This window comes from Streptococcus oralis (assembly GCF_023611505.1).
Lineage (GTDB): Bacteria > Bacillota > Bacilli > Lactobacillales > Streptococcaceae > Streptococcus > Streptococcus oralis_CT.
Genome location: NZ_CP097843.1, coordinates 988765 through 1010349, shown reverse-complemented (window position 1 = coordinate 1010349; position 21585 = coordinate 988765). Strand labels below are relative to the sequence as shown.

At 40.3% G+C, this 21585-nt stretch carries 17 protein-coding genes; 1 reads left to right on the top strand and 16 read right to left on the bottom strand.

Annotated elements, in window-relative coordinates; all coding sequences use genetic code 11:
* Positions 1 to 226 precede the first annotated feature (226 nt).
* From M9H69_RS05210 to eno, 5 genes are all read right to left on the bottom strand, one after another.
* Positions 227 to 769, bottom strand: coding sequence for a ClbS/DfsB family four-helix bundle protein (locus M9H69_RS05210; protein ID WP_250316130.1), 543 nt, complete (start codon positions 767 to 769; stop codon positions 227 to 229).
* 131 nt (positions 770 to 900) lie between these two features.
* Entirely contained in the window at positions 901 to 1815 is a 915-nt protein-coding gene (locus tag M9H69_RS05205; protein WP_250316129.1) for a peptidase, read from the bottom strand.
* A gap of 184 nt (positions 1816 to 1999) precedes the next feature.
* On the bottom strand, positions 2000 to 2836 hold the full coding sequence (locus M9H69_RS05200; RefSeq protein ID WP_250316128.1) for an AraC family transcriptional regulator: 837 nt from the start codon (positions 2834 to 2836) through the stop codon (positions 2000 to 2002).
* Between the two features lie 199 nt (positions 2837 to 3035).
* On the bottom strand, positions 3036 to 3530 hold the full coding sequence (locus tag M9H69_RS05195; protein WP_000031484.1) for a YkgJ family cysteine cluster protein: 495 nt from the start codon (positions 3528 to 3530) through the stop codon (positions 3036 to 3038).
* A 175-nt stretch (positions 3531 to 3705) separates the two neighbouring features.
* Complete coding sequence (eno, locus tag M9H69_RS05190) at positions 3706 to 5010, bottom strand: surface-displayed alpha-enolase (protein ID WP_000022823.1); 1305 nt, start codon at positions 5008 to 5010, stop codon at positions 3706 to 3708.
* Positions 5011 to 5172: 162 nt separating this feature from the next.
* On the opposite strand from eno, the gene M9H69_RS05185 reads away from it, so the two are divergent.
* Positions 5173 to 5619 (top strand): DUF1694 domain-containing protein, encoded by a 447-nt coding sequence (locus M9H69_RS05185; RefSeq protein ID WP_000131095.1) that lies wholly within the window; start codon positions 5173 to 5175, stop codon positions 5617 to 5619.
* Here M9H69_RS05185 and M9H69_RS05180 read toward each other — a convergent pair.
* The 11 genes from M9H69_RS05180 to M9H69_RS05130 form a co-directional block, all read right to left on the bottom strand.
* Positions 5616 to 6731 carry a glycerate kinase gene (locus tag M9H69_RS05180; protein ID WP_250316127.1) on the bottom strand — a complete coding sequence of 372 codons (1116 nt, stop codon included), beginning with the start codon at positions 6729 to 6731 and terminating at the stop codon, positions 5616 to 5618. The genes M9H69_RS05185 and M9H69_RS05180 overlap by 4 nt on opposite strands.
* A 9-nt stretch (positions 6732 to 6740) precedes the next feature.
* Entirely contained in the window at positions 6741 to 7385 is a 645-nt protein-coding gene (serB, locus tag M9H69_RS05175) for a phosphoserine phosphatase SerB (protein WP_250316126.1), read from the bottom strand.
* 61 nt (positions 7386 to 7446) lie between these two features.
* Positions 7447 to 8880 (bottom strand): glycogen synthase GlgA, encoded by a 1434-nt coding sequence (gene glgA, locus M9H69_RS05170; RefSeq protein ID WP_250316125.1) that lies wholly within the window; start codon positions 8878 to 8880, stop codon positions 7447 to 7449.
* Complete coding sequence (gene glgD / locus M9H69_RS05165; RefSeq protein ID WP_250316124.1) at positions 8877 to 10016, bottom strand: glucose-1-phosphate adenylyltransferase subunit GlgD; 1140 nt, start codon at positions 10014 to 10016, stop codon at positions 8877 to 8879. Before glgD ends, glgA begins: the two co-directional genes overlap by 4 nt.
* Positions 10006 to 11148 carry a glucose-1-phosphate adenylyltransferase gene (locus tag M9H69_RS05160; RefSeq protein WP_000787257.1) on the bottom strand — a complete coding sequence of 381 codons (1143 nt, stop codon included), beginning with the start codon at positions 11146 to 11148 and terminating at the stop codon, positions 10006 to 10008. The genes glgD and M9H69_RS05160 overlap by 11 nt, the downstream gene beginning before the upstream one ends.
* Positions 11138 to 13066: a 1,4-alpha-glucan branching protein GlgB gene (gene glgB, locus M9H69_RS05155; protein ID WP_250316123.1), complete on the bottom strand. Its 1929-nt coding sequence runs from the start codon at positions 13064 to 13066 to the stop codon at positions 11138 to 11140. Before glgB ends, M9H69_RS05160 begins: the two co-directional genes overlap by 11 nt.
* A 272-nt stretch (positions 13067 to 13338) precedes the next feature.
* The gene (locus M9H69_RS05150; protein ID WP_250316122.1) at positions 13339 to 14763 is read right to left on the bottom strand and encodes an NADP-dependent glyceraldehyde-3-phosphate dehydrogenase; all 1425 of its coding nucleotides are present in this window, start codon (positions 14761 to 14763) and stop codon (positions 13339 to 13341) included.
* A gap of 197 nt (positions 14764 to 14960) precedes the next feature.
* Entirely contained in the window at positions 14961 to 17246 is a 2286-nt protein-coding gene (pulA, locus tag M9H69_RS05145; RefSeq protein ID WP_250316121.1) for a type I pullulanase, read from the bottom strand.
* A 165-nt stretch (positions 17247 to 17411) separates the two neighbouring features.
* Positions 17412 to 19370 carry an NAD-dependent DNA ligase LigA gene (ligA, locus tag M9H69_RS05140; protein ID WP_250316120.1) on the bottom strand — a complete coding sequence of 653 codons (1959 nt, stop codon included), beginning with the start codon at positions 19368 to 19370 and terminating at the stop codon, positions 17412 to 17414.
* Between the two features lie 90 nt (positions 19371 to 19460).
* Positions 19461 to 20639, bottom strand: coding sequence for an MFS transporter (locus tag M9H69_RS05135; RefSeq protein ID WP_250316119.1), 1179 nt, complete (start codon positions 20637 to 20639; stop codon positions 19461 to 19463).
* Positions 20640 to 20719: 80 nt separating this feature from the next.
* Complete coding sequence (locus M9H69_RS05130) at positions 20720 to 21583, bottom strand: MutR family transcriptional regulator (protein WP_250316172.1); 864 nt, start codon at positions 21581 to 21583, stop codon at positions 20720 to 20722.
* Positions 21584 to 21585: the final 2 nt, after the last annotated feature.

The following is a 21585-nucleotide window of genomic DNA, read 5'->3' as shown; positions in this document are numbered from 1 at the left end:
TCAGAATCAAGTCATTCTAACTATCGAACAGCCTAATTACTTTAATATAAATGCAATTCTAAGTTTAGAATTGCATTTATATATATGTTTTAGATCTATTCTAAGTCTATGACAGCTTTAAATTTTAATTTTTGAAGGATTCTAAAGCTAGAAGAGCTCAAAAATCAAGAGAACTAAGCTATTCGAAGCTTAGAAGAACCTTTGGTGAATTTCAATAGCACTTCAACTAGCTATTCTTACAATTTTTTTGATGAGCTTTGAGTTTTTTCAGAGCCCAGTCATAGTGGCTGGAGGTACTACTGACAAAGTAGGAACCTAGACTTGTCCCACCCGTCCATTTATAGACACCTTTTGTGAACAATTCGTCATTGCTGAAGCCTTCCATCAATTCTAAAACCTCCTTATGCGATTGCTCTAGTAGTTTAGTCGCTTCTTCTAAGGTCGTTCTCTGGTGCTTCTTCCAAAAAGCGACATTCATTTCCCCATAAGTTTTCCAATTATAAGGCTCAGGGAGAAAAGGTCTTTCATGTCCCTTTTGATTAGAATGTACCCAGGTCAAAAGTAACTGATGCCATTCATAGAGATGGATTAGAACATCTCTTAGATTTTTATCTCTTTTCCAGTGAGCTTCTTTTTTCTTTTCATCTTTTGAAAAATCAAAAGGAGTCTGTAGTTCCTCTTCACTTAATTTAGATATAAAGTGATTGAGCTTTTCATAGTTTTCCTTAGAGGCTAGCACTAGCTCCTCTTTTGTTCTTGGTCTAGGCATAGGAGTTCTCCCTTCATTTTTAAGTAGAATAAGCTATTTTCTTACTTCATTATACCATAGCCATAATCAAAAAGCAGTTCTTCATTTTACGAAAAACTGCTTTTACTAACTATTTTTTATGCTTATAGTCACTACTTTACATATAAATCTCTAAAGCGACCATCCACCTCTGCTATCTGATAGAGCAAGTGGGACAGTTCTTGATAATCTTCTTTTAAACACGAAAGGTGGGCTTGGCCAAATAGAGTAGCCAATTCTTCTTTGAATCTTGCCCCTTCTGGATCATGGTCTTTTAAGAACTCACTGAGGTAGAGATTTCGAACAGCTGCAAGTTTAAAACTGAAATACTGATGCAATTGTTTTTGCTCCGTATTTAAGCCGTTTTCAGCAACTGCTTTTGCATAGTATTTCAATACACCACTTTGGCCATTCAGATATCGATTCCTCATAATCCTCGCCGTTTCTTGATAGATTTCAGTCTGACTCGGACTCTTGACCTTCTTAAAATTTCCCCACATGGAGTAGGCTCCGCGCTTATAGTCAATAGCCTCCGCCTTCCAAGCTTCTATAATGTCATTAAAAGTAACCTTCATACAGGCAAAACCAGCTGGATCATGCAAATAGAGGTACTGATCATCAATGCCATACACGGTTACAAAATGATCCACACCATAAAGGTTTGTGTGATTGGGATTGTAGGTCAGATGGCCCATATCAAGAGGTCCCAGAACGACAGGTCCATTGGACAGAAAGGTTTCCAACTTTCTTTTTATCTCTTCCAAATCTACTTCCGATCCATCTTTTAGATAGAAATCCTCATAGTCAAATCCTAGTATTTTTAAGGAATGGGAGATAGAAAGATCTGGCATTCCGTTATCAAAGAATACTAGAGGGTGCTGGTCATCTTCCTTTACGATACTAGCGCCATTTCCCATCACCATGATTGCCTCTAGAAAGTCTGCTTTAAAGTCATAGCCATAGCCATCCAGTGCCATTGTCAATGAATAGCTATAGCAAAGTGAAACATCTCCAAAATACATCTGCATATTCTTGCCTCCTTATCTTCTATGGGACTATTATACCGAGAAAACTATTCTCATGCCCCATAAAATCCAAACAAAAATTATGGTATGTTTGATTTATAGACATGAATTTCCACAATAAAAAACTCTGTAAAAGGCACCTTCTACAGAGTTCGATTTGCATTTTTATAAATTGTCAGAAAATGATCTAGTTCATAATCACTGGTATCCAGAGTTCCATTTGATAGTCAGGTGACGACATATCACCTTCGGTATAGACTTCGAAGTCTGGTGAGCCTGAGTGGCGATAGCCTGTTTCAGGGAAAAAGACCTCCAAGACATATTTCCAAGCATTGTGAATGCTAGCTGGTATAGGGCCTTTGACTGGGACGATAGCATATTCAGCGGCTGGGACATCTTTGATTGATAGACCTAGCTCTTCTGCTTTGACTTTATCCGTCACATCATAAGCAGCCATATAGCTGATGATTTCGCCTTCTTTGACATCGGAGCAGAGACCAAAGGATTGGCCACTACCCAGACTTTCTAGATTTTCAAAGCTATGTTTCTCATAGAGTTGTTCCCAAGCAGATGGGCATTGGCTATTGTCGATAGCTTCCAATAGGACGCCTGCTACAGTAAAAGCAGGTTTCTTTTGAATCTTGATATCCATATTCTTTCCTCCTGTAATCTTTAAGGATAATTGAAGTCTAGGAAAAATCCGATAAGGTTTTCCATTCCTAACTTCTGAGGGGGTTGCACCATGGAATTTCTTAAAGGCTGCGCTGAAGGCATCCGCAGACTCATAGCCGTATTTCATCGCTATGTCAATGACCTTCTCAGAGCCTTCCCGCAAGTCTGTCACAGCTTCTGACAGCCTGCGATTGCGCAAGTATTCTGCTAAAGTCATATCTGCTAGGATGGAAAAGAGCCGGCTAAAGAGAGCATAAGAATGGCCTGATAGCTGCTGGAATTTCTGCAAATCCACTTCTTCGTCCAACTTACTTTCCAGATATTCCATGGTTCGATTGAATTGATGCATCATATTCTTTTTCACCTCACAAAAGATACTAAGACCGTTAAAAGCAAAGTGAAAATTGGAAAATTGACGGAGGGGCTCCTGCTCCGAGAAAATTTCATCTTTTTCACACAGCTTTTAGGCCGTGTTCAATTCTAACTATAGTCTAACAAATACAAGATACTTCCACCCTAGAATCTTTGTACAAAATTTAAAGGTGTAAAATCTATAACTTATCCTTTAATTTCTCAACAAAGAGATAGGCTGCAGGGCAGGTCAAGGTATTCTTAATCGTCAAATGATTAATTTGATGGATCTTTTTCCGGTCTGTATGGGGGAACTCACGACAGGCCTTGGGACGAACGTCGTAGATTGAGCAGAGATTATCCCCTCCTAGAAAGGGGCAAGGCATGGATTTGAAAACTTTATCCCCATCTTCATCCACCTGAAGGAATTCCGCTTCAAAAGCCGGTAGTTTCATCTTAAAGTATTTGGCGATACGGGTAATATCTGCTTCTTTAAAATCAGGCCCCAATGTCTTACAACAGTTAGCGCAGGCAGTACAATCGATCTCAGAAAAGACTTCTTGGTGGATCTGCTGGGCAATCTTATCTAGATTCTTTGGTGGCTTTTTCTTTAGATTTGCTAACACTTTACGATGCTCTTTCTGCTTTTGCAGTGCTAGTTGGTGGTAATACTCAATATCAATTTCTTTAGACATAATTGCTTTCTAATACAAGTTTTTTGTCTATTATACCATAAATACTGCCCCCTTTTTGCCCCCTGAACAGAAAAAAAGCCCTTCGGATAAAATCCGAGGGGCTTAAAACGTTGTTAGATCAACGACCGAACTTTTGAATTTCAAGGTTCGGGATAAAATAGTTCACTGAACTATTTTATTTTTTCAAGTTGTAGAATGATTTCAATCCACGGTATTCAGCTACTTCACCAAGTTGGTCTTCGATACGAAGCAATTGGTTGTATTTAGCGATACGGTCTGTACGTGAAAGTGAACCAGTCTTGATTTGTCCTGCGTTAGTTGCAACTGCGATGTCAGCGATTGTTGAATCTTCAGTTTCACCTGAACGGTGTGATACAACAGCAGTATAACCAGCTTCTTTTGCCATTTCGATAGCGTCGAATGTTTCAGTAAGAGTACCGATTTGGTTAACTTTGATAAGGATTGAGTTAGCAGCGCCTTCTGCAATACCTTTTTCAAGGTAAGAAGTGTTTGTTACGAAGAAGTCGTCACCAACCAATTGAACTTTACCACCAAGACGTTCAGTAAGAGCTTTCCAACCGTCCCAGTCGTTTTCATCCATACCATCTTCGATAGTGATGATTGGGTATTTGTTTACCAATTCTTCAAGGTAGTCGATTTGTTCTGCAGCAGTACGTACAGCAGCGCCTTCACCTTCAAATTTAGTGTAGTCGTAAACTTTACGTTCTTCATCATAGAATTCTGATGAAGCACAGTCAAATCCGATAAATACGTCTTTACCAGGAACATATCCAGCAGCTTCGATTGCAGCAAGGATAGTTTCGACACCGTCTTCAGTTCCTTCGAAACGAGGAGCGAATCCACCTTCGTCACCTACGGCTGTTTCCAAACCACGTGATTTAAGGATTTTCTTAAGAGCGTGGAAGATTTCAGCACCCCAACGAAGAGCTTCTTTGAATGTTGGTGCACCAGCAGGTACGATCATGAATTCTTGGAAAGCGATTGGAGCGTCAGAGTGAGAACCACCGTTGATGATGTTCATCATTGGAGTTGGAAGAACTTTAGTGTTGAATCCACCAAGGTAGCTGTAAAGTGGGATTTCAAGGTAGTCAGCAGCAGCACGAGCTACAGCGATAGACACACCAAGAATTGCGTTTGCACCCAATTTACCTTTGTTAGGAGTACCGTCAAGTGCGATCATAGCACGGTCGATAGCTTGTTGGTCACGTACATCGTAGCCGATGATAGCTTCAGCGATGATGTTGTTTACGTTGTCAACAGCTTTTTGTGTACCAAGACCACCGTAACGAGATTTGTCACCGTCGCGAAGTTCAACTGCTTCGTGTTCACCAGTAGAAGCTCCTGATGGAACCATACCACGTCCGAAAGCACCTGATTCAGTATAAACTTCTACCTCAAGTGTTGGGTTACCGCGTGAGTCTAGGACTTCGCGAGCGTAAACATCAGTAATAATTGACATTTTTTACTCTCCTTTGAGTTAAATTTTTTACACCTCTATGATACCTTAAAAATAAGCGTTTTTCAAGAAAAAACGTTATCTTTGTGCAAATTTTCCTTAACTTTATAAAGTAATCGCTTTCTTTTGTCTGTTTTCATGCGATTTTTGTGATATACTGTTTTTATGACAGATTTATCAAAACAACTACTAGAAAAAGCTCATGGCGGGCCAAAATTAAACCCTGACGAACAACGCCGCTACCTCGGTACTTTCGAGGAAAGAGTTCTTGGATACGCGGATATCAGTACTGCCAATAGTCCTGAATTAGAACATGGATTTTTCTCTATTTTAGATGGTTTTCAAGAAAAGGTAGAGGAACTTTTTGTGAAAATCTCACCAAATATCGAGTTTGACAAACAAGTCTTTTACTTAAAACAAGCAAAGGAAAGCAACTGCCAGGCGACTATTGTTTCAGATGATCATATCACCTCTCCTTTCGGCCTTGTCATTCACACGAACGAACCTGTTCAAGTAGATGAAAAAGACCTTAGACTTGCATTCTCGAATCTCTGGGAGGAGAAAAAGACAGAAACTCCTAAAAAATCAATCTGGAAAAAATGGTTAGGTTAATCCTTCCTCATATTTAATAAATGACCGATATTAGTAGCTGTGTGCTCCAAATAGAGACTTGCATTTTTCAAACTATTCTCTAAAGGTTCACATTTCTCTAAAATGGAAAAGGCAGCTTCTATATTTTCAAATGGTAGGGGAGGCAAATCGTCAGCAAGACTACCACAAATAGCAATAACTGGAACTCTGTTAGGGGTTCTTTTTGCTACGCCGATAGGAGCTTTTCCAGCAAAGCTTTGACTGTCCAGTCTGCCTTCTCCAACGATAACCAAGTCGGCACCTGCAACTTTCTTGTCAAAGTCTATCAAATCCAAGCAAGTATCAATCCCAGATACGATACAGGCCTTAGCAAAGGCACAGAGTCCAGCAGCAATACCCCCACCTGCCCCTGCTCCTTTAAGAAATAGGGTAGAAGGCGATAATTTTTCATAGAACCGCTGCATAGCCAGATCTACTGTCTCAAATAAAGCAGGATCCAAGCCCTTTTGTTTTCCAAATGTATAGGTCGCTCCTTGATGACCACATAAAGGGCTCACGACATCTGCTAAAATGCGAATTTTCACATCTTCAGGAATCCTATACAACTCACTGTCTGAAACTGACTCGAACTCAAGCAACGTCTGACCGCAAGCTGGTAATTCCTTTCCATTCTTATCATAAAAACAATAACCCAGACTAGCAGCAATGCCTATCCCACCGTCATTACTAGCCGTACCACCAACGCCGATATAGATTTCTTTCATCCCTTGATCAATGAGATGGTGAATCAGCTCTCCAATTCCTCTGGTTTGGATGTGGAGAGGGTTTCGTTTCTCACGCGGAATCTTTCCAAGACCAACCAAGTCAGCAACTTCAAAGAGCGTTATTTGACCTTTTTGAAAATAGCGCATTGATTCTTTTAGCCCAAAAGGCCCTGTCACCTCTTGCCATTTTTCTTCGAGTTCAAGAGAATGGCGAATAGCATCTACAGTTCCTTCCCCACCATCACCAACAGGACAGAGCAGACATTCTACATCCGCTATTGACTGTTCGAAGCCTTTTTTCATAGCTTGAGCGACCTCTTCTGCTGTCAAACTTTCTTTAAAAGAATCAGGTGCAATTACAATTTTCATAGTTCCCTCTCATTCTAAGAAATCAATCAAAGGAAGAACTTCCAAAAAATCCCTCGTATCTACATGACAAGCTATCTCTGCTTTTACGACATCTTTGGCACAAAAGGCTATACCGTGACCTGCTGATTTTAACATGAATAGGTCATTAGCCCCATCACCGATGGCAATCGTTCTTTCTTTGGGAAGTTTTAGGTCTTTTCTCCATTTCTCAAGAGTAGCTTGTTTTACTTGGGATGTAACAATTTCACCAACTAGTCGACCTGTTAAAAAGTTGTCTTTGACTTCCAACTGGTTGGCAGAGAAATAGGAAATACCTAGGTGCTTTGCTAATCTCTCAACGATTGGACTAAATCCACCTGAAACTAGACCAACTAGGATGCCATTCTTTTGAAGTATGGAGATAAATTCTTGAGCATTATTGGACAGATGGATGGATTTGAAAACTCTATCAAAGACCGAAATCGGAAGACATTTTAACAAAGCTACCCTCGCTCGTAAACTCCCTTCAAAGTCCAGTTCTCCTTGCATTGCTTGATTGGTAATCTTTGAAATTTCCGCTTCGCAACCTGCTTCTCTTCCCAAAAGGTCAATCACTTCCTCTGCTATTAAGGTACCATCAACATCCATAACACACAGGCCTTTTACTTGTGTCATCACTTCTCCTCTTTTCTAAACAGCCCAAAAATCGTATGAAAGAATCATACGATTTTATCTATTAGTTGACTAAACTATGGTACAAGTCAAGATAAGACTTGCAGGCTGTATCCCATGAGAAATCGCATTCCATAGCTTGTTTTTGTAGATTTCTCCAAACATCTGGCTGGTTCTTATAAACATCCAAGGCTGTTTGGAAACTCCAGTTAAGCCAGTATGGTGTTAAATTGTCAAAGCTAAATCCTGTACCAGTTCCTTCGATTGGATTGAAAGCTTGAACAGTATCACGCAATCCACCCACTTCATGAACCAATGGTAGCGTTCCATAGCGCATCGCCATCATTTGAGATAAGCCACATGGTTCAAAACGACTTGGCATGAGGAAGAGATCACAAGCTGCGTAGATTTCTTGAGCGAGCTTGACATCGAAAGTGATATTTGCTGATAGCTTGTCAGGATAGACTTGAGCAAACCAGGAGAAGGAATGTTCAAAAGCAGGATCTCCTGTTCCTAAAAGGACTATTTGAACGTCCTCTTGTAAGAAACGATGCAAGCTCTCTACAACAACATCAAAGCCTTTTTGACGGGTCAAACGAGAGACAATCCCAACTAGAGGAACATCTGCTCGGACAGGTAACCCAACTCTCTCTTGCAATTTTGCTTTATTTTGTGCTTTTCCAGACAAATCTTCCTTATCAAAATGATAATCTAAAAGTGGGTCTGTTTGAGGATTATAAAGATCTGCGTCAATACCATTGACAATACCTGAAACTTTGCCTGACTCCATGCGAAGAATCTGATCCAAACCGCAACCAAACTGACTGGTCATAATCTCATGCGCATAGCTAGGAGAAACGGTTGAGACACGATCCGCGTAAAGAATGCCTGCTTTCATCCAGTTGAGACAATCATTCCAGCGAAGGGTGCCATCAGCGTAGCGTTCAAAGCCAACTCCAAACAAATCCCACAACATTCCTTCAGAAAATTGACCTTGGAATTCCAAATTGTGAATAGTTAGAACAGTTTTAATTCCTTGATATGCTTGAATCCAATGATACTTTTCTTTCAACAAGAAGGGAATCATGGCTGTGTGGTAATCATGAACATGGAGAAGGTCAGGAATAAAGCCGATGCGTTCCATGGCTTCAAGAGCAGCCAGTTGGAAAAAGGCAAAGCGTTCACCATCGTCAAAATCACCGTACACATGGCCACGGAAGAAATAATATTGATTATCAATGAAGTAGAAGGTAACCCCATTCAAGACCGTTTTCTTAATACCACAGTACTGTCTACGCCATCCTACACTAACTTCAAAGTGGAGAACATCCTCTATCTGGTCACCAAACTTAGCTTCTACCATATCATAGTAAGGCAAGAAAACTGCAACTTCGTGCCCTGCTTTTACAAGTGATTTGGGAAGGGCACCAATGACATCGCCCAAACCACCTGTTTTTGAAAAGGGTGCTCCTTCTGCCGCTACAAATAAAATTTTCATGAGTAAATGTCCTCTGTTACTGTTTCACCCTTCTTAACTACAACTGGATGTTCTGCTGTTCCTCGAATGACAACACCGTCCGCAACTTCAACTCCTTTGTCTAGGATGGCATATTCAACTTGGGCACCCTGACCAATCACAACACGAGGAAATAAAACGCTGTCTTTCACCACACTATCTTTGTGAACATAAATGTTACGAGATAGGACTGACTGAACTACTTCACCCTCAATGATACTACCAGAAGCAAACTGAGAAGTACTTACTTTTGAAGTATTCGCATAGTAGGTTGGTTCTTCATTCTTAACCTTGGTATAAATCTTTTGGTTAGGTGAGAAGAGAGAGTAGAATTTTTGAGACTCCAACATATCAATATTGGCTTGATAATAGGATTGAACGGAGTGAATATTGGCTAGATAGCCCGTGTATTCGTAAGCAAAAGCACCTTCTTTTACAGCTAAATCGCGGAGTACATAGCGTAATTTTTCTGGATATTCTTTTTGAACTTCTTCTTCAAGTCGTTCAATCAACCACGGAGTATCAACGACGAATATATCTGTAGACATGTTGAAAAGTTCATCTGTTGATTTGGCATCAAAAAGTTTATGAGAAAGAACATGGTCTGTTTCATCCACTTCCAAGATGGCATTAACATCTGAAATATCCTTTTTAGGTAATTTCTTATAAACAACTGTAATCGGACGACCGGCAGTAGTATGTAAATGGAATACTTGATTGAGGTCAATATTCACCACGATGTCACAGTTAAGTGCAACCGTCTGATTTGATCCTGAACGTTTCAAATAAGTGAGAAGCTGTTGGTAATATTCTTTCCCAACTGTGCTACTTTCAACACTCGTATTATAAATACCTAGATAGTAGTGACTGAGAAGGGTAGATAAGCCCCACTCACGTCCTGAACGAATATGGTCAAAGACTGAACTGATATTGTCTTGTTGGAAAATTCCAAAGACACTACGAACACCAGCATTTGCAAGGCTAGAAAGAGGGAAATCAATTAAACGATATTTTGCTCCAAATGGCAAGCTAGCCACCGGACGGTGTTCTGTTAACGTTGACATATCATGAAAACCAACTGTGTTTCCTAAAATGGCTGAATATTTATCAATCTTCATCTGATGCTACCCCCACTACTTCATTGTATCCTACTACTTGTACTTCGTCTGTTCCATCAATTTCGACACCTTCAGAAATAACAGCACCCTCACCAATAATGGCACGTTTAATTTTTGCACCTTTTCCGATAATGGCACCACTCATGATTACAGAGTCTACTACTTCGGCACCCTCACGTACTTGCGCTTCTGTTGAGAGAATGGAATGCTTAACAGTTCCATCCACGAGACAGCCATCCACAACTAAAGAATCTTCTACATGAGCGTGTTTTCCAATAAAGTTTGGTGGTGAAATCAAGTTCCGTGAGTAGATTTTCCACTGACGATCACGACTATCCAAAGCGTTGTTTGGATCAATGTATTCCATATTGGCTTCCCATAGAGACTCAATCGTACCAACGTCTTTCCAGTAACCCTTGAATTCATAAGCATAGACACTTTCACCAGACTCAAGGTAATTTGGAATAACGTTTTTACCAAAGTCTGACATATCTACCTTGTTCTTTTCAGCAGCAACAAGCATATTGCGGAGACGTTTCCAATCAAAAATATAAATCCCCATTGAAGCCTTTGTAGACTTAGGTTGAGCAGGTTTTTCTTCAAATTCAACGATACGGTTATTGGCATCTGTATTCATGATACCAAAACGGCTAGCTTCCTTTAGAGGTACGTCTAGAACAGCTACAGTCAGACTGGCATTGTTATCCTTATGTGATTGGAGCATGTCATCATAGTCCATCTTGTAGATGTGGTCACCAGAAAGGATCAAAACATATTCTGGATTGATACTGTCGATGTAGTCAATGTTTTGGTAGATAGCGTGGCTAGTTCCTTCAAACCAACGATTTCCCTCGCTTGCAGAGTAGGGTTGAAGGATGGAAACACCTGTGTTAATACCATCTAGTCCCCAGCTCGAACCATTTCCGATATGGTTGTTCAAGGCAAGAGGTTGATACTGCGTAATAACACCGACGTTGTGAATCCCAGAGTTAGCACAGTTTGAAAGAGCAAAGTCAATGATACGGTAGCGCCCACCAAATTGCACAGCCGGCTTAGCAATACTTTGAGTGAGTTTTCCGAGACGTGTTCCTTGCCCACCAGCAAGGATCAAAGCTAGCATTTCATTCTTCATTTTCTACTCCTTTTTGGGTTTTATTTGTGACAGTTTTAGTTGGTTTCAAGCGACGTTTAATCTTCCAGATACTTGCTCCCATAGCTGGCAGGGTAAAAGTCAAGGTCTGCTCATAATCCTTCCATAATCCTTCTTGAGTTTGAACCGTTTGGTTGTATTCTTTCCAGACACCACCCCATTGTTCCAATTCTGTATTCCAAACTTCTTCATAAACTCCTGCGACAGGAAGTCCGATTGTAAAGTCTTTACGCTCAACTGGTGCCATATTAAAGACACAGACTAGCATTTCACCCTTTTTACTCTTACGAATAAAGGAAAGGACACTCTGATCTCTATTATCCGCATCGATAATTTCGATGCCGTCGTAGCTGGTGTCAATTTCCCAAAGACAACGATGCTCTTTATAGAATTGATTGAGTTGAGAAGTGAAGTACTTCATCTTAGCATTCATTGGATCTTCCAAGTTAGACCATTCTAGCTGTTCCTCAGACTTCCACTCTAAGAACTGACCATATTCGCTTCCCATGAACAAGAGTTTCTTACCTGGATGACAAATTTGATAAGTGTAGAGATTTCGCAAACCTGCAAATTGATTGTATCGATCTCCCCACATCTTGTGCATCATGCTCTTCTTACCATGTACGACTTCATCGTGCGAGAATGGTAAGAGGTAGTTTTCATTGAAAACGTACATGAAGCTGAAGGTTACCAAGTTAAAATCATACTTACGATAAATCGGATCTTCCTCGTAGAAACGGAGAATATCATTCATCCAGCCCATATTCCACTTGTAGTCAAATCCTAGACCGCCCATTTCTTTCATACCAGTAATCTTTGTTGCTGATGAACTTTCTTCTGCAATCATCATCACATCTGGATGAGCTAACTTGATAACAGTGTTCAAACGTTGAAGGAAATAATAACCTTCATAGTTAAGGTTTCCACCGTCTTTGTTTGGAGTCCAAGGAGCATTATCATAATCTAGGTAAAGCATATTGCTCACTGCATCGACCCGAATACCATCTAAGTGGTAAAAATCAATCCAAAATTTAATACTTGAAATCAAGAAAGACTGGACCTCATTTTTCCCGAGGTCAAAATTCAGCGCACCCCAACCGTAGTTATGAGCCTTGTTGTGATCTTGGTATTCAAAAGTTGGTGTGCCGTCATAATATGCTAATGCATCATCATTAATAGTGAAATGACCTGGAACCCAGTCTACGATAACACCGATATTATTTATATGACACTCTTCAACGAAATCTTGGAATTCCTCAGGTCTACCATAGGAATGTTCAAAAGCAAAGTAACCCATAAGCTGGTATCCCCAGCTCAATCCAAGTGGGTGAGCCATTAAAGGCATGAACTCAATATGTGTATAGTTCATCTCAACTAAGTATGGAATCAACTCGTCTTTCAGTTGCGAAAAAGTATAGGGACTGCCATCTGGATTTCTCTTCCAAGATCCTGCATGGGCCTCGTATATATTAACTGGTCTCTCGAAAAATCCCAAACGTTTGCGACGTGCTAGCCAAAGACCATCTTTCCATCTCTTTTCACGGATATTGGTCAGAACTGCTCCTGTACCCGGTCTAGCTTCAAAATAAACTGCCAACGGATCAATCTTCATAATCTGGTGACCATTTGCACGCGTGATATGATATTTATAAATCTGACCTTCCTGAGCCTGACTAGTAAAGACTTCCCAAACACCTGCTTCATTACGAACCATAGGAATTTGATTCTCGACCCAATTAGTAAAATCCCCAACTAGATGAACTGCTTGTGCATTTGGTGCCCAAACCCTAAAAGTATAGCCAATTTCTCCGTTTTTCTCCTCTCTATGTGCTCCTAAATAATGCTGGAGGTGAAAGTTTTCACCTGTAGTAAAGGTTCTTAATGCTTCTTGATTATTCATTCGATCCCCTCTCTTTTGTAAGCGTTTTCTATAATTCTATTATACACTCTTTTAAGATAACTTTCAAGTAATTTACGAAGAAAATCATATTTTTTTATGAAAGTCTTCAAAAAATTACCGAGCATTTTAAAAAAGATATCCCGAAAATAGAACACGAAACAATTTCCATATATTTTTTTATTATAATACCAGAATATTCGTTTTTTAACAATTTTAAACTGTATTTTTTTGAAAAAAATAAAATCAGGAAATCGATTTCCTGATTTTATATATTATTTCACATCAAATACAATGGATTTAACATTTGTCATCGCTTCGATACTATATTTAATTCCTTGCACTCCTGCTCCAGAACCTTTTACACCAAGGAATGGGAAATTATCTGGTCCGCGTTGTGTTTTATTATTAATATGAACGGTTCCCACTTCAAGTTTCTCAACGATTTCAAATGCCTTCTTAAAGTCATTTGTAAAGACAGAGGATTGAAGACCAAACTCAGATTCATTGGCAATTGCTACTGCTTCATTCGCATCTGCGACACGGATAATTGGTAGAACAGGGCCAAACGGCTCTTCCCATGCTACTTTCATATCTTTTGTAACTTGGTCAAAAAGCACTGGCCATAGAAGATTGCCTTCACGCTTGATTGGTGTAAGAGCCCTAGCGCCTTTTTCCTGAGCATCTTCAATCAATCCCCAGATGAAATCAGCTGAAGCATTGTCAATAACAGGTGTGATATCAGCATTGTCAAATGGATCACCGACTGTTAGCTTAGCGACTTTAGCCTGGAGCAATTCGGCTAACTTGTCTGCTACGCTTTCTAAAACTAAGACACGTTTGATAGCGGTACAGCGCTGACCAGAGTAGCTAAATGCACCACCTACGATTTGATTGGCTGCATTTTCCAAATCTGCATCTTCTAAAACGATTGCTGCATCTTTCCCGCCAAGCTCCAGCATAACTGGGCGCATACCAGCTAAACGACCGATACGCTCACCAATCGGTGTTGAACCTGTAAAGTTAATGAAGTTCACTTCCTTGTGTTCGATGATGTAGTCTCCGATCTCAGAACCACGTCCAGTGATGGTGTTAAAGACACCTGCTGGAATTCCGGCTTCGTCAAATGCTTTAGCTAGCAAGAGACCAGAAATAGATCCTTGCGTTGGTGGTTTAAACATAACAACATTCCCTGCAATCAAAGCCGGAGCAATCTTGGATCCAGAAAGGTTTACTGGATAGTTAAATGGCGCGATAGCTAAAACGACACCAACTGGCTCACGACGAACAACGGCTAGCTTGTTTTTACTTGCAGCTTCAAAACCGCCACCTTCCATCGCTTGTCCAGTAATACGGATACCTTCCTCAGCAGCAAAACGGATCAAATCTGCTGTACGTACTACTTCTCCAATGGCTGCTTTAATCCCTTTTGCAACCTCTTTGGCAAGAATTGTACCAATTTTTTCTTTATCACGTTCCAAAATATCTGCTGTCTTATGTAAATAGGCTGCACGCTCAACGGGTGCTAAATCACGCCACGCAGGGAGAGCTGCACGCGCAGCTTTCATAGCCTCATCTACTTCAGCCTGACTCATAGCTGGTACCGTGCCTAGTTTTTCTTGATTGATAGGAGAATAGATGGCAATTTCATTCTCTGATGATTTCCATTTTCCATTCACTAAATTCTGATAATTTGTCAAATTCTCTTCCTCCTGAAAATGATTAAAACTTATTTTATCAAATTTTCAGAAAATTACAACCCTTTTTGTGAAAATATTGATATTTTTTTCACAAACTTGATTCTTCAAATTATTTGAATTTTATTCCTATTAGATATTGGTTTTTCAATAAAAATCAAAAAAGGTCTAGTTAATCTAAACCTTTTCAGAACATTAATTTACGAGAGTACCTTTAAGACCACGACACTGGTATCATCAATCACATTTGATTCTTTAGAACGACTATTAGACACAAGCATTTCAAGATTTCCTGCATTCTCAAAGTAGAAGGAAGTTCCCTTCGCATTAAAGACTACCAATAAGTGCTCTGGTCCACCGTGAATTTCGTAAACGATCCATCCGCTATTTTCAGCAGCTGTATGGACGAAGACATGGCGATAGACTTCTTCATATGTAGGATAAGAGAAGGCACTGGTCTGTGTTTTTAGACGAATAATCTGGCGAATAAATTCAATGCTCTCTTGTCTTTCATTGATCAAATTCCAGTTGACTTGATTAACACTGTCAGGAGCATTGTAGCTGTTCATAGCCCGCTCTCTATCTGCCGCAGTCAGCTCGCCATTTTCACCAGTAGCAAGGAGCTTGGTGCGTCCAAATTCTTGCCCTAACTCTATAAAGGACATCCCTTGCATGAGAATGCTCATCGCTGTTGCTGTCTCAACCTGGCGCATAATCTTATCTGAACTGCGATCTGGATGAAGGGTTGCTAACAAATCATGCAAGTTGTAATTGTCATGGGCTTCCACATAATTAAGAACTTGGTTTGGACTAAGATAGGAACCCAATTCTCGACTACCAAGAATAGCCTTAGCTACAATTGATTCTGTAGCTGCACCACTAACAAATCCTGCCTTGATTGAGCCATAAACTTCTCCTCCTTTGACCGCATCTCGCTGATCATCATTGAAAAATCCAATATTTGGCATCTGATAGGCGTTGTCCTTCTTGGCCTTATCATAAGGTGCAAGACCTGTCCCCATATCCCAACCTTCTCCATAAGTGAGAATACGTGGATCAACTTCATCAAGTGCCCAACGAATTGCCTGCATGGTTTTAACATCGTGAATTCCCATCAAGTCAAAACGGAAACCGTCAATATTGTATTCTTTCACCCAATAAAGGAGTGAGTCAATCATATACTTGCGGAACATTTCGTGTTCACTCGCGGTTTCATTTCCTACTCCTGTGCCGTTTTGGAAGGTTCCATCTGGATTCATACGATAGTAATAATCAGGAACAGTTGTTTGGAAAGGTGCATCAACTGTTGAGAAGGTATGGTTGTAAACGACATCCATAATGACACCGATTCCTGCATCATGATAAGCCTGAATCATTGTCTTGAGGTCTCGAATAACTTGTCCAGGATCATCTGGATTGCTAGAGAAACTCGTTTCTGGAGCATTGTAGTTTTGAGGGTCATAACCCCAGTTATAGGTTACATTTCCGTCCTCATCATATTCCTTATGGCGATCAAAGATAGGTTGAAGCTGAACATAATTACAACCAAGCGCTTTGATATAGTCAAAGGCAGTTGTTTGACCATACTGGTTAACCGTTCCAGTCTGGGCAGCCCCAAGGAAGGTCCCTCGAAGGTTTTCTGGAACTCCAGATGTCGGTGATTTTGTAAAATCACGAATATGCATTTCACAGATAACTGCTTTACATGGATTTTCCAAACGCCAAGGAGCATCTGTCCCATGTTTAACTTCGAATCCTGCTACCTGTCTATCTTGCTGAGAGAGAATGACGGAACGTTTTCCATCAGGACTTGTTGCAGTTGTATAAGGATCTCGTGTCAAAGTCTGGTGGTGCGGAAACTCAACCTGGTACTGATAAGCTTTACCTGCAAGATTTTCATCTAGATCTACACTCCAAAGACCAATAGTATTGTACTTATGACTGTATGAATAGCTATTCCCACGCTCTAGATTAAAGGTTTTCCAAACCGGCGCATCGTTGCTGGTATTTTCATAGACAACCACTTGAACCGCTGTAGCTGTAGGAGCCCAAAGTTTAAAGCTTGTCTGGTAGTCTGAGATACTATACCCCAACTCTCCTTGGTATCCCCAATGATGATCAAAACTTTCACTGTGAAAGGCTTTATCAAAAGCAAAAGGGTTTTGATCTTTATAGAAAGGACTTGCAATGGCTGGATTTTCAGAATAATAAACTGTCTCATCACCATCTAAGATCCAAACCTCAGTCAACAGTGGATAATGGTTAAACCGTAGGAGATAGTCTTTTGCCTTTCCAACTATTTCGACAGAAAAGGTCAGAGTATCGAGCCTTTCTGCACTTATGACGGTAAAGGAGAATTTGGCTCCAAAATAGTCATTTTCATAATACAAATTTTCTTTAATATCTGCCTGTTTTCTACTGAATGAACAGGCATCATAATCTCCATTTTTTCGGTGAAAATGGATGACTACTGGGTATCTATACATTTCTTTTCCTAATTCCTAATTCCTAATTCCTAATTTCAATTTTTTTATGTGGTGCTGAAGAATTTAGCGGGAATTTCAGCACAATAGAGAATAGCCTTAATAGATATAAAAATACATCAGGAGAGATAGTTTCAGACTATCTAACATCTAGTTTTCAACTATTCTTTACAAACTTTCTAGCCAAGCTTCATCTCGAACTTCGATACCAAGTTCTTGTGCTTTTTGGAGCTTGTTTCCTGCATCTGCTCCTGCTACGACAAGATTCGTTTTCTTAGATACACTGCCTGTAACTTTGGCACCAAGACTTTCAAGTTTGCTTTTAGCTTCTGAGCGCGTGAGACGTTCCAATTTTCCTGTTAATACAACTGTTAAACCTGACAAGGCCGCATCTGCTACTACTGTCTGTCCCTTGTAGTCCAGATTAACTCCAGCTTCTTTCAACTCGTCTAGGAGAATCTTCGATCCTTCTGTAGCAAAATAAGTCTGAAGGCTTTGAGCAATCACACTACCCAAGCTCTCGATACTTGCGACTTCCTCTGGGTCTGCTTGGGCTAGATTTTCAATAGAGTGAAAGTGTTGGAGCAAGAGTTGGCTAGCCTTGCTTCCGACATGGCGAATTCCCAAACCGAATAAAAGCTTTTCAGCAGAGTTTTCCTTGGATGCTTGAATGGCCTGATACAGTTTAGAAGCAGACTTTTCCTTGACGCCTTCTAAAAGGAGGAAATCGTCTTCATTCAAACGGTAAATATCCGCCACATCCTTAACTAGATTAGCAGCAAAAAGCTTTTCAACGATAGATGGACCAAGTCCTGTAATATTCATGGCATCTCGAGAGGCAAAGTGAATCAAGCCTTCCATGATTTGGGCAGGGCATCGTGGATTGATACAACGAAGAGCCACCTCATCTTCAAAGTGCAACAAGTTCGAGTCACAACTTGGGCAGTTTGTAGGGATATCTAGTTTCTCTTCCGAGATACGCTTGGACTCTACCACACGCAAAACAGCAGGGATGATGTCTCCCGCCTTATAAACGATAACCGTATCGTCCTTTCGGATATCTTTTTCAGCAATATAATCTACGTTGTGGAGAGTTGCACGACTGACGGTTGTCCCAGCAAGCTGAACTGGTGTCAGATTGGCAGTTGGCGTGACAACTCCAGTACGGCCAACTGTCCAATCAACTGAAAGGAGTTGGGCTTCTTTTTCTTCAGCAGGAAATTTATAGGCAACTGCCCACTTGGGCGCTTTAACGGTAAAGCCAAGCTCTTCTTGACCTGCAAGGTCATTGACCTTGATCACTACTCCGTCAATGTCATAAGGTAAATTATCCCGTTCTTGTCCAACTTCTTGGATGAAATTCCATATCTCATCCATGCTTTCAGCCAGAATTCGCTTAGAATTAACCACAAATCCAAGCTGTTCAAGATGCTTCAAGACCTTTTCTTGGCTATCACGAGTAGAAGGGCTTACTTCTTGATAGAGGAAAGTCGCAAGATTACGCTTGGCCACTACTGCTGTATCCAACTGACGGAGGGTTCCTGCAGCTGCGTTACGAGGATTAGCAAATTCAGGCTCTCCATTTTCTTGGCGGGCCTGGTTGACTTGATCAAACGAAGCGCGTGGCATGTAACACTCTCCACGGACAGTGATATCAAGTTCTTCTGGCAAGGTCAAAGGAATGTCCTTGACGCGCTTGAGGTTCTCTGTGATATTTTCACCAACAGAACCATCCCCACGTGTGGCACCAACAACCAAAATCCCCTTTTCATACGTAAGCGATATAGACAAACCATCGATTTTCAATTCACAGATATAGGTCGGTTGGGGTAATTCCTTTCGAACACGCGCATCAAAAGCTTCTAACTCTTCACGTGAAAAAGCATCCTGCAAACTATAAAGAGGATACTGATGACTGTATTTTTCAAAACCGTCTAAAACCTTACCACCAACACGATGGGTCGGACTGTCCGCTAAAACTTGATCTGGATAGGCAGCTTCCAACTCGACTAACTCTCGGTAGAGGCGATCATACTCGCTATCTGAAACCGAGGGGTTATCACTTGTATAGTACTCGGTTGCATAGCGATTGAGTAAGGCAACTAACTCATTCATTCTTTCATTCATAATATTATTTTACCACAAATGAAGCCCTCCTCACAATAGAGAAGGGCTGAAAAATGGTTCGTAGTGAAATATTTTCTAAAAAAATAGAAATTAGGACTCTTTTTCAAAATGACTTCGTACATAAATAAGGGATAGACAAGACAGGATAACAACTCCACTTCCGATTATCAGGAAAGAAGAGAGATGTACGCTTGGCAGCACCGTCATAAAGCCTTTTGCAATCGGCATAAATAGAATGGCTAAAGTAAAAATTGTACTTAATACTCTACCCAAATATTCACTTTCAACCTTGGTTTGAACCTGAGTAAAAAAATGAATATTAAAAATTGTCATAAACAGTTCACAAACTAAATTTCCCGAAAAGGAAAGAAAAGTTGGCAGTGGTAACCCCATCACAAAAACTCCAACTCCAGTCAAAACCAATAGAATCAAAAGATTATAAACACTTGCCTTTATTTTACTAGCTAGAAGAGCTCCGATAATCGAACCAATTGCCCCCATAGTCAAAATACTTGCATAAGCTCCTTCTGCCCCGTAAAGCCGATTTGAAAAGGGGAGGAGAAATTCAAAAGCTGCAAAAAAGAAATTAACACTGGAAGCTACTAACAAAAGGAAAAAGATCTCTTGCTGGCGCCAGATATAGTCAAGTCCTTCTTTCATATCAGAAAAAATATTTTTCCAGTTGAAAGTCTTCTTCTCTTGTTTTTGAGTCTCTTTTTGGGGGAGAAAAGCTACTAATGTAAATGCGATGAAAAAACTAATGGCATCTAAAACGAGCGTCATATGGAGACTGGCAAATTGTAAAACGAGGAAAGAAAGTACAGGGGAGCTAACACCTACAACCTGCAAAACGAGCTCTAAGCGAGCATTATAGGTCACAATCTCGTCTTTCTCTACAACCTCAGTTATAATGGCTTTATTGGCTGTACGAGAAAATGCAAAGGCAACCGCCTGAACAATATTGGCAAAAATCAAGGCAGCAATCATCAAGCTATCATTTCTGATGAAAGAAATAGCTAAACAGAGAATACCACAAACCAAGTCTGTCGTCATCAAAATTTTGCGACGCGAAAAGCGGTCTGAAATCACTCCGCCAAAGGGATTGACTAGAATCGATGTAACCAACTCAGAAATTTGATAAATCCCAAGAACAGTCTGCCCTATCGTTCCCATTGACGCCAACCAAACACTGTTTCCATAATCATAGAGCATATTTCCTATCTTATTAATAGCACCACGACTAATCAACTGTACTGCATGTCGATTCATATAAAAAGCTCCTCTCAAATTTTGAAACTATTGTATCAAAACTGAAAAGAGTCTCTTCGCTTTTCCCTTATTTGGGAAATTTAAGGATTTATAAATTTTTCATAATGTTCCTGATAATAGGCCACTTGCTCTGGAAGTCCAAGTACTTCAAAAATATGCATGGCTTCCTGCATCTGACAACAACCCTCTTCTTTCAAGTCTCTCTGGTAGAGGGCAAAACCCTTTAGATAATGAAAGATATTGCGCTCATAAAGCTTGATACCATTTCCAATCAGCTTCTCTACATAACTTTCGAAATAGTCCGCATCCGTAAAGGAACGGTTTTCCAAACAATGTTGGTAACAGTTAAGGGCTAGAATCAGAACGAGTTTTCGATGGCGACCAATTTCTTTGTAGTACTCTTCTCGCTCCATGACTTCTCTACCAATCCGAGATACATAGTCCACATTGTAGAAAGTATAGAGATTACCAAAAAGAATCAACTCATACATAGTCCATTCTTCCGTTTTGAAAAGATAATCTGCGACCTTATCCAAATCACTCTGCCTCATCGTGTAACGAGTATCTCTCTGACAAATAAGGCCTTGTAGCAGAATCCAATTCAGCTCAAAATAGAGGGGATTGGTCGAACTCTTCGCTTTCTGTAGTTGTTCTTTTTGAAGTTGTTGAAAACCTGCAATATCATTTGAGTAGTAAAGCGGAATAATCTGCGCCATCAAGGCAACGTGTTCATGATTTTGAAAATCCCTAGCTTTGTCCATAAAATTTTCAACAGTCACGTGAATATTATCCAAAATCTCAAAGAAACGGGAAACTGCTAGATCAGACTCGCCAAGCTCAAAGCGAGATAACTGAGAGGTAGAGCAAGAATCTCCCGCTGCTTCCTTTAATGAGTACTTTCCACTAGTTCGAAATTCACGAAATACCTTTCCAAGATGTTCCATCT